This window comes from Streptomyces sp. NPDC004752 (assembly GCF_053601275.1).
In genome coordinates this window covers 1-9,697 of record NZ_JBSGBN010000220.1, presented here as the reverse complement: position 1 = coordinate 9,697, position 9,697 = coordinate 1, and the positions used below count along the sequence as shown (strand labels likewise).

At 70.2% G+C, this 9,697-nt stretch carries 6 protein-coding genes; 2 read left to right on the top strand and 4 right to left on the bottom strand.

The genetic code is table 11. From position 1 onward, the window contains the following. Nucleotides 1-140: 140 nt before the first annotated feature. The 3 genes from ACWEKM_RS44610 to ACWEKM_RS44600 all read right to left on the bottom strand — a co-directional run bounded on the left by ACWEKM_RS44610 (nucleotide 141) and on the right by ACWEKM_RS44600 (nucleotide 3,096). Nucleotides 141-461 (bottom strand): AbgT family transporter, encoded by a 321-nt coding sequence (locus ACWEKM_RS44610; RefSeq protein WP_451627038.1) that lies wholly within the window; start codon nucleotides 459-461, stop codon nucleotides 141-143. A gap of 5 nt (nucleotides 462-466) precedes the next feature. Further along, a complete protein-coding gene (locus ACWEKM_RS44605) occupies nucleotides 467-1,705 on the bottom strand; it encodes an AbgT family transporter (protein WP_451627037.1) in 1,239 nt (412 codons plus the stop codon). Between the two features lie 140 nt (nucleotides 1,706-1,845). After that, the gene (locus ACWEKM_RS44600) at nucleotides 1,846-3,096 is read right to left on the bottom strand and encodes a lyase family protein (RefSeq protein ID WP_451627036.1); all 1,251 of its coding nucleotides are present in this window, start codon (nucleotides 3,094-3,096) and stop codon (nucleotides 1,846-1,848) included. Nucleotides 3,097-3,432: 336 nt separating this feature from the next. On the opposite strand from ACWEKM_RS44600, the gene ACWEKM_RS44595 reads away from it, so the two are divergent. Then, the gene (locus ACWEKM_RS44595) at nucleotides 3,433-4,254 is read left to right on the top strand and encodes a GntR family transcriptional regulator (protein ID WP_451627035.1); all 822 of its coding nucleotides are present in this window, start codon (nucleotides 3,433-3,435) and stop codon (nucleotides 4,252-4,254) included. A gap of 179 nt (nucleotides 4,255-4,433) precedes the next feature. On the opposite strand, the gene ACWEKM_RS44590 is transcribed toward ACWEKM_RS44595, so the two are convergent. Continuing rightward, nucleotides 4,434-7,778, bottom strand: coding sequence for a right-handed parallel beta-helix repeat-containing protein (locus ACWEKM_RS44590; RefSeq protein ID WP_451627034.1), 3,345 nt, complete (start codon nucleotides 7,776-7,778; stop codon nucleotides 4,434-4,436). Between the two features lie 234 nt (nucleotides 7,779-8,012). Between ACWEKM_RS44590 and ACWEKM_RS44585 the strand changes: the two genes are divergently transcribed. Further along, nucleotides 8,013-9,305 (top strand): S8 family serine peptidase, encoded by a 1,293-nt coding sequence (locus tag ACWEKM_RS44585; protein ID WP_451627033.1) that lies wholly within the window; start codon nucleotides 8,013-8,015, stop codon nucleotides 9,303-9,305. Nucleotides 9,306-9,697 lie beyond the last annotated feature (392 nt).

Sequence of the window (9,697 nt, the reverse complement as noted above, 5' to 3'; positions counted from 1 at the left end):
ACGATGCCGAATGCGGTCCACCCCCCGTAGAAGACCGCGGCGACCAGGCCGAGCGCGGTGACCGCGAACGACCAGCCGAAGGTTTTCAGAAGCACCGGTTATCCAATCCTGTGCGGGGCGGTGAGGCGGTTGCGTGCGGGTCAGTAGAGGTGGCCACCAGGACCCAGTGGGATGCCGAGGAGATACCAGACGACGAAGAGCGCGGCCCAGGACAGCAGGATCGCGAGCGAGACCGGGATCGTGAAGGACATGACCGTGCCGATCCCGGCATTCTTCTTGTATTTCTGCACATATCCGAGGGCGAGTACGAAATAGGCGTTCATCGGCGTCACGGGACCGGTGGCGGAGTCGCCGATCATGAATGCCGAGAGAGTCGCCTCCGGTCGCAGGCCGACGTACATCATCATGGGCACCAGAATGGGGGCGAGAATGGCCCACATCGCGGTGCCGCTCGAGATGATGAGGTTCAGTACCGCGATGGCGAAGATGACGACGATGAGGACGGCCAGATCGGGGCCGCCAACTGCCTGATCAGTTCAGCGCCCTTGACGGTCACCACGGTCCCGAGACCTGTCCAGTCGAAGTAGGCCAGGAACTGAGCGGCCGCGAAGAAGAGAACGAGCACGGGGGCGATCGGGATGATGCCGTCGGCCATGATCTTGGGCAGCGAGCCCAACGACCGGACGGTGCCCATCACCCGGCCGTAGGCGAAGCCCACCACCGCGAACAGCAGGGATATGAAGACGGCGATGTCGACGACGACCACTGACTCGACGATGCTGCCGCCCTCGCCACGCAGCGGAGACCCCGGGGGGAGCAGCAGCGCCGCGATGAGCGCGACATAACCCGCACCTGCCAGGCCGGCCCACCGCAGCCCCCGGCGTTCCTCCGGTGTGAGGCGCACGTCCAGGGTGTCCTCATCAGGGTCGGCGTCCGGAGCGTCCTCCTTCGACGGGAGCTGACTGAACTCCGGCCGTTTGGCCAGGAACAGTTCGACCACGAAGGTGATGACGATCGACAGGAGCACCGACGCGACCGCGGCGTAGAAGTAGGTCGCCACCGGCGTGACCACGTAGTTCGGGTCGATCGTTCTGGCGGCTGCGGTGGTCAGGGACGCGCGGATCGCGGCGGACGGAGTGACCAGGGGACTCGCGTTGAAGGCCGCCGACACCGAGACGAAGGCGACGAGCACCCCGAGCACCGGGCTGCGGCCTACCGCACGGAAGGCCAGGGCGCCGAGCGGGATCATCACCACATAGGCAGAGTCACCCATGACATGCGAGATCATTGCCGCGAAGGCGAGCGCGAACGTCACCCAGCGGCCGGGCAGACGAATGATCGTAGCCCTGAGCATGGCCGTCATGAGTCCGCTCGACTCCGCGATGCTCACGCCGAGAATCATCGCGACAACAAGTGGAACCGGCGGGAACTGCCCGAAGTTGTCGAGCGCCGACTCGGCCGCGTAACCGAGCCCCTCCAGGGACAGCAGGTTTTTGACCGCAACCACTTTGTCCGAGTCGGGCAGGGTGACGGCCACGCCGATCTGAGAAAGGACCAGACTGACAACGCCCAGAATTCCGGACATGATCCAGAATAGCCAGAACGGGCTGGGAAGTTTATTCCCTATGCGCTCGATTGAGCTGATCGCCCGAAACAGAATGTTCATTCTGTCGCTGACGAAGGTTGTGCTGCTCTGCATAACCATGATCCGATCAGACTTGAGAAAGGGCGGGCCAAGCCGTCGCCGTTTCAGGGCGGGGCGCGGGCGGGTGTGCGCAGCTATATGCGGGTGTACGCGGGTGTACGCGGCTGTGCGCGGCTATGGATCGGCGCTACGCGCGAGCGTCAGGAAACCGTGTGGTCGGCGACCACGTCGTAGCCGGCCTCTTCGGCCTCGGCGATGAGGGAGTCGAAGGGCCGAGCGGCGAGCGTGGCGAGACGCTCGCGATTCCAGGTGAGTCCGTCGATGCACTTGTCGATCAGGACGGGCACAAGCGAGGCCAGTTCGGTGAGCGCCGGCGACAGGGATGCGACGACCGCGGGACCGTTGGGGTTGATGTCGGGCTCGCCCGCCGTGACGGCCATGCCCACCGCCGTCGCCGCGGCACGGATCGAGAGGCTGGCTTGTATCACCATGGTCGGCACGACCGGGTTGACCTTGCCCGGCATGATCGACGAACCAGGCTGGAGCCTTGGGAGCTTGACCTCCGACAGACCTCCGTTCGGGCCGGAACTCAGGATGCGCAGATCCTCACACTGCTTGGCCAGGATCGCGGCGCAGCGCGCGGCGGTGTCGGCCAGCGTGGCGTACCCGTCGGCATGAGTGAAGGCGTCGGTCGGGCAGGAACTCGGGGTCAGCGGCAGTCCGGTGACGCCCGCCAGCTCCTCGACAACCGCCTGAGCGAAACCGTCGGGCGCACCGATACCGGTTCCGAGGACCGTGCCGCCGAGCGGGACCGCATGAAGCGTCTGTGCCGCCGCTTCGAACTGTCCGGCGAAGCGATCCGCCGCCGTGGCGTGCGCCTCGTGCAGGGCGGAGACCGAGACCATGACGGCGTCCTGCCATGCGGTCCGCCCCAGACGACGCAGTCCGGCGTGCCGCTCCGCCTGACGCCTGAAACTCCCGGCCAGGTCGCGGAGCACGGCCGCGACGTCGAGCGCCTGCCGGATGAAGAGGATCTTCGCCGCCGTCGGATAGGCGTCGTTCGACGACTGGGATCGGTTGACATGGTCGTTCGGGTGGATGTCCCGGGGCACGCCCGCGGGAAGGAGCTGGTTCGCCCGTGCGGCCAGGACTTCATTGACGTTCATGTTCGTCGCGGTGCCGCCGCCCGTGGCGATGACTCGGAGCGGGAACTGATGGATCAGCCCGCCACGGGCGACATCGATCGCCGCGTCGGCGATCGCGCCTGCTCGGGTGTCGTCCAGCTGTCCCATTGTTTGGTTCGTACGTGCCGCAGCCAGCTTGACCTCGGCGAACGCCCGGATGAACTCGGGAAGGTCGCGCAGCCGGAGCCCCTGTGCCGGTGAGTTCTGGAGCGCCAGAGAGGTCACTTTCCCCCACATGGGGGTTTCGGTATCGGTTTGCTCGCTCATGTAGGGCCTTTCGAGACTGATCGCCAGGCAGCCGGTTGTCTGCCTGGGTGGCACCGGCCCGGGAACACCGACGTCCTCGCGAGAGCGGTCGGCGGCGCGCGAGAGGCGGTCGGCCGTGCTGCGGCGCGCCCAGGGCTGACAGGGACCATAACCAGCCACAACCAGGTTGTCTAGTAACTAGGTTTCTCGAATTTTCGCTCATCGTTTCGCCGCCGTGAGCTCGACCGAACGGCAGGAGTAAAGGGAGGGGCGTCACCGTGAGGCCGTGGCTCGCCGGCTGCCGGGCGTCTGCCGGGCATCGCCGGTCGGGGGTGTCCGTCGCCAGGGGGTGTCGGGTTGTCGCTCACCGTGCCGTCGCTCACCGTGCCGCCGACGTCACCGAACGTGCATCTCCCGTCGCGGGGTGGGCTCATGGCGGCGGCGCAGCGAGCAGGCCGCACGGCATGGCGCGGGCACGGTCGGCCTTTGGTCGCCGCGCTCCCGCCGCTCTACTATCAGTCGGTGATGCGACCGGTCATGAAACTGAAGAGGACGAGCTTGGTGGACCAAGCCGTCGACCAGCTGCGCAGTGAGATCGTCTATGGCTCGCTGGCTCCTGGCACGCCGCTCCCGGAGACACAGGTGAGCGAATGGCTGGGAATCGCCAGGCCCACCGTCCGCGAGGTCCTGCTTCGCCTGCAGAACGAAGGACTGGTTCAAGGACGGGGACGTGGACTGGCGTTCATGGTCACGCGCATCGGCCGGGAAGAGCTAGTCGACATCTACACCGCTCGACTGCATATCGAAATCGCCGGCGCGCGCTCTTATGGCGAAGCGGACCAGAGCAGCCGCGATGCCCTGGCCGACAGCATTGACGCCCTTGAAGCCGCGCTGGAGTCCGCCGACCGTGTCAAACAGATCCAACTCGACCACAAGTGCCATGCGGCAACGGTTGCCTTGACAGGTTCTCGCAGGCTGGTCGAGGTTCATGCACAACTCCTCACGGAGTCTCGGCTGGCGGCCATCACCGCCGGCCTCTCCGACGGCAATATCGTCCCGCTCAGCCACCGCGAATTCGTCAATCTCCTCCAGGCAGGCCACATTGAGGCCGCCTGTGATCAGCTCGCTCGGCGACTCGAAGTGGCGCGTGACCATGCCGCGCAGCGACTCCCTGAGTAGAGGCATTGGTGTGCGCGGGCGAGGCGGCGGCTTCCCCCCGGCGATCGAACCAGCCCCGACGGAAGGGCGGCGGCCCGGTGACCGGGGAGCGGGTCCGGCCGGTGGCGCACGCCGCCCACCGGCCGGAGATGGGCGACATACGCCGGCCACCGGCCGGAGACGGGCCGCGTACGCTGTCGCTACCCGCCCGTCGGCGGTGGCTCGGGCAGGTCCTCGACCAGCAGGGTCTGGAGTTCCGCCATGCTCGGAGAGTTCATCGCGGCCAGCCGCCGGGCCTGCCGGGTGGCCATGTGCTCGACGGTCTGCCGGGCCAGCCGCGCATTGCCGAAGGACCGGTCCCGCGGCTGCGCCTTGAAGAACGCGAGCAGCGCCTGCGGCAGTTCAAGGGCGCACTCGAAGCCGGATGCGGCGGCATGCCGCTGGACGATGGTGACCAGCTCCTCCGAGCTGTAGTCGGGGAATTCGACGTGCCGTGAGAAACGGGAGGCGAGGCCGGGGTTGGACGCCAGGAAGCGGTTCATCTCGTCGGTGTAGCCGGCCACGATCACCACGACGTCCTCGCGATGGTCCTCCATCAGCTTCAGCAGGGTGTCCACCGCCTCCCGTCCGAAGTCCGCGGGCGAGCCGGGCGGGGTGAGGGTGTACGCCTCGTCGACGAACAGCACACCGCCGAGCGCCTTTTCGAACACCTCCTGGGTGAGCTGGGCGGTGTGTCCCACATAGCGTCCGACGAGGTCGGCGCGGGCCACCTCGACGAGCTGGCCGCGCGGCAGCACACCCAGCGAGCGCAGCAGCTTTCCGTACAGCCGGGCCACCGTCGTCTTGCCGGTGCCGGGCGGTCCCGCGAAGACCAGATGCCGGTTGATACGGGAGGCGGGCAGCCCGGCGGCCTGCCGTCGCTGGGACGCCGACAGCAGGTTGATCATGTCGGTGACCTCGTGCTTGACGGTTTCGAGGCCGACCATCGCGTTGAGTTCGTCCAGCGGTGAAGCGGTCCGGTGACCGGACGAGGCGGCCTTGACCGCGGCGGCCGCGGCCTCGCCGACGTCCTCGGGCAGCAGCATCGTCAGATCCTGCTCCCCGGCCTCCGGGAGCGAGGCCAGCCGGAACGCCTGCCGGTCCACCATCTCCTCGAACACCTGCCGGGCCACCCGGCCGTTACCGAAGTTGGGGCCCCGGTGCATTTCGGCGAAGTGGGTGGCGAGCGCGTCCCTGGTGTCGGGGACGAGTTCGTAGCGGTGCCGTGCGCACAGGCTCTCCACGATGGTCACCAGCTCGTCGACCGTGTAGTTGACGAACTCGATGGTGCGGGCGAAGCGGGACGCCAGACCGGGGTTGACGGCGAGGAAGGACTCCATCTCCTTGGAGTAGCCGGCCGCGATCACCACCACGTCGTCGCGGTGGTCCTCCATCAGCTTGACCAGGGTGTCGACGGCCTCGCGGCCGAAGTCGGCCCCGGAGTTCTTGCTGTCGGAGGCGAGCGTGTACGCCTCGTCGATGAACAGCACGCCGCCGAGCGCCCGATTGAACGTCTCGGTGGTCTTGATCGCCGTGCCGCCGACGACCTGGGCGACGAGGTCGGCCCGGGAGACCTCGACCAGGTGGCCGGAGCGCAGCCCGCCCAGCTCGGCCAGGATGGAACCGTAGAGGCGGGCGACCGTGGTCTTGCCGGTGCCGGGGGCGCCCGCGAAGATCAGATGCCTGCTCATCGGCGGGGCCGGCATACCGAGGCTGGCCCGGCGCTGGGCCAGCCGGGTCAGGTTGACCAGGCTCTTCACCTGGTGCTTGACCCCTTCCAGCCCGACCAGGGCCTCCAACTCCTCGACCGGGCCCTGCGGTTCGGCCATCTCGCCGCCCTGGGCGACCGCGGCGGCGGGGGCCGCCGGGTCCACGGGGGCGGGCGGCGGCGCCCCGTCCCAGGCGTCCCGGGCGCCGTTCGCCACACTGGACAGCCGGTCCACGGTGAGCATGCCCTCACGGACGGTGTGCCGCAGCCCGGCGCCCCGGTTGTCGCTGACCGTGCAGTCGCGCACCGAGACCCGCTCGGCGGTGTCGACCCGGATGCCGTCGGCCCGGCCGCCGACGACCTCGCAGTCGCCCAGCGCGGCCCGTGCTCCGGCGGCCAGCAGCACACCGTGCGACCCGGAGGAGATGATCCGGTTGCGGACGACGGACACCTCGCCGTCCTCCTCGACCCGGATGCCCTCCGCCGCGTTGCCGTCGACGACGGTGTCCCGGATATCGGCCAGGCCGCCCGGCGCGACGAGGACGCCGGGCCCGGCGGAGTCCGACAGCGTGCTGTTGCCGATATGTGGGCGGCCGTCGTCGGCGACCCGCAGGGCGGCGCCGCCGCCCTTCTCGATCACGCAGTCCTCAAGGCGGCCGCGTCCCCCCTTGAGGACCTCCACGCCGTGGCCGCCGGCCGACACCACGCGGGCCCGCCGGAGCAGCGGGTTGGCGCCGGAACGCACACAGATGCCGACACCGGTGGCCGACATCACCTCAAGACGGTCGAACTCGGCCGCCGACTCGCCGGTCAGCAGCACGGCGGACACCGCCGAGCAGTCCCGCACGACGGTCCGGGTCAGCATCGGCGCCGCGCTCTCGGTGGCCAGCACGGCGGGTCCCGCGCAGTGCGTGAACTCGCAGTCCTCGTACGTCCCCCGGGCCCGCCCGGTGACGGCCAGACCGCTGCCCTTCGTCCGGCTCACCCGGCAGTGCCGCAGCACGGGCTCGGCGCCGGAGGAGACCAGGACGCCGTGCTCGGCGGTGGCCACGATGTCGAGTTCGGTCAGCTCCGGGCGGGAGGAGCTGGTCACCAGGGCGCCGATCGCCAGGTCGTGCAGCCGGGTACGGAGCACCCGGGTGGCGCTGTTCTGCTCCAGCGCTATGCCCGGCTTGTCGGTGGCGGAGATGTCGCAGTCCTCGACCGATCCGCGGGTCTGGCCGTTGGCCAGGACGCCGTTGCCGCGGGTGTCCCGCATGGTGCAGCCGCGTACGGTGGTTCGGGCCTTCTCGGTGAGGACGACGGCCGAACTGCCGAGGTTCTCCAGCACACAGTCCGCGACGACGCTCTCCTCCGACGAGGTGTCGACGACACCGGCGCCCTCGGGGTTGGTGATCCGGCAGCCGCGCATGGCCAGTGAGCCCGTGTTGCGGCTGAGCACCGCGGTCCAGCCGGTGCCGGCGATGTCGCATCCGTCGAGGGCGGCCTGTCCCTGGAAGGCGTCCACGACCGGGACGTCGTCGTCCTCCGGGCCGCGCAGCACCAGGTCGGTGAGCATCACGGCGTCGGCCGCCAGGGTCACGGCGGAGCCGGTGCGGGGCGCGATCTCCACGCTGCCGCGCGACCCCTCGGCGACGATGGTCACCCGCCGGGAGATCCGTAGGTTCTCCTCGTATCGCCCCGGCAGGACGCTGATCACCGCGCCCGTACGGGCCTTGACCAGGGCTTCGCTTATCGTTCGGAAGCTGTCCGGCCTGTCGGGCCTTTCGGGACCGACCGTGAGCAGCTGGCGTGCCACGCCTTGGATCTCCTCTTCGTCAGCGACGTCATGGCGACGGTAGTCAGGTAGGGCGACGGTGGATAAGTAAACAGACAGTAGGACGTTGCGGTGAACAGCAGGCGGCGGCAGCACGTCGCGCGAGTGCCGCGGCTGATCCTCCCCGGGGACTGTGTGGGCCGTGGTGCTGGGGTCATCATGCCCGCTCCCACACCCGCCCGAGCGCCCCGGGGTGTCCCGCTTATCATGCGCCTCATGAGGCAATCCCGGTATCTCCGGTCCCCACGGCTTCCCCAACTCCCCTGTTCCCGCTTCCTCTTCCGGCTGTCCGCGGGGCTGGGCGCGCTGGCGGTGACGGCGGTGTGCGCCCTGTCCGTCCCGGCACCCGCCATGGCGGCCCCCGCCTCTCCCGCTCCCTCGTCCACGGCGTCCGAGGCATCTGACTCATCCGGGGCGTCCGAAGGCGGCGGCTCCGGCAGTACGAGCCTGCCGCCGATCCCGCTCGCCCTGGGCGACGACGCCCCCTGCACCACCGCCTCGAACCGCACGGCTCAGGCCGCCAACTGGGCCCAGCGGAGCCTGTCGCTGCCCCACGCGTGGCAGCTGTCCCGGGGCGGGGGCATCACCGTCGCGGTCGTGGACACCGGGGTGTCGGCCAAGGCGTCGGCGCTGTCCGGGCGGGTCACCGCCCTCGGGGACGCCGCCGACGACTGCGTGGGTCACGGCACCTTCGTCGCCGGTCTCGTCGCCGCCGCGCAGACCAGCGGCACCGACGTGCACGGAGTGGCCCCGGACACCCGGGTACTTGCCGTGCGCGGCACCGACGAGCGGGGCACCGCCACCGCCGAGCGGGTCGCCGACGGTATCCGGGCTGCCGTCGACAACGGCGCCCAAGTCATCACCGTATCCTCGGCGTTGACCACTGGAGAAAACGAGCTGACCGCCGCCGTCCGCTATGCCACCGACCATCAGGTCCTCGTCGTCGCGGCCGCCGCGCCGGACGTCGAGCCCCGGTCCGGCGAGGCCGCCGCACAGTACTGGCCGGCGTCCGCGCCCGGTGCCCTGTCGGTGGTCGGGGTGACGGCCGACGGCAGTGTGCTGAGCAGCGCCGCCGGTGTCGCCGGGGCAGACCTGGCCGCCCCCGGCGGCCCGGTGGTCGGCATCGGGCCGCGCGGGGCGGGGCACTACATCGGCGCCGGATCCTCCGCGGCCGCCGCGTTCGCCGCCGGTGCGGCGGCCCTGGTACGCGCCTACCACCCGGACCTGACCGCCGCCGAGACCGCCCAGCGGCTGACCACCTCCGCCGCCCCGACCGGGGGCGCGCCCCGGCTCGACCCGTACGCGGCGGTCTCCATGGTCCCGCCCGGCCCGGCCCCGCACGCCGCCGCACCGAGCACCGCCCCGCTCCACCTCCCCGAGGTGTCCACCGCCCCCCGGGACCGGGCGCTGCTGGCCGCCGGTGTCATGGCGCTTCTGATGCTGGTGGTGGCCGCGGCGGCGGTGGTGATACCGCGCGGCCGGGCACGGGGTTGGCGTCCGCCGAGCTGAGCGTTGGGGCGCGCCTGGCCGCAATGGGCCCGCGGGTGTGTACGGCGGTTGGTGTTGCTTGGCGGTGTTTGCGGGTGCCGCTGTGCCCGCCCGTGCTGCCCCAGCGGCACGACTGCCCGCAGCTGTGTCGGTCTGTCGGCGGTTGCGGTGGTGTGCCCTGTAGGGGCGCGGGGAACTGCGCGAGCGGCCACGACGGTGCCGCGGGTGTGTACGGCGGCGGGTGTTGCTGGGCGGTGGCGGGGGTTGGCTTTGTTCGCGGACGTTCGCGGGAGTGTGCCCCATAGGGGCGCGGGGAACTGCGCGACCGGCCACGATGGCGCAGCGGGGAACTGCGCGACCGGCCACGACGGTTGCGCGACCGGCCGTGCCGGCCCCCGCGGCGCACCCGCGCG

Excerpts from the sequence above, each read along its gene's own strand:
- ACWEKM_RS44605 (WP_451627037.1), bottom strand. The coding sequence starts at position 1,705 with ATGGTTATGCAGAGCAGCACAACCTTCGTCAGCGACAGAATGAACATT.
- ACWEKM_RS44600 (WP_451627036.1), bottom strand. The coding sequence starts at position 3,096 with ATGAGCGAGCAAACCGATACCGAAACCCCCATGTGGGGGAAAGTGACC.
- ACWEKM_RS44585 (WP_451627033.1), top strand. The coding sequence starts at position 8,013 with ATGAGGCAATCCCGGTATCTCCGGTCCCCACGGCTTCCCCAACTCCCC.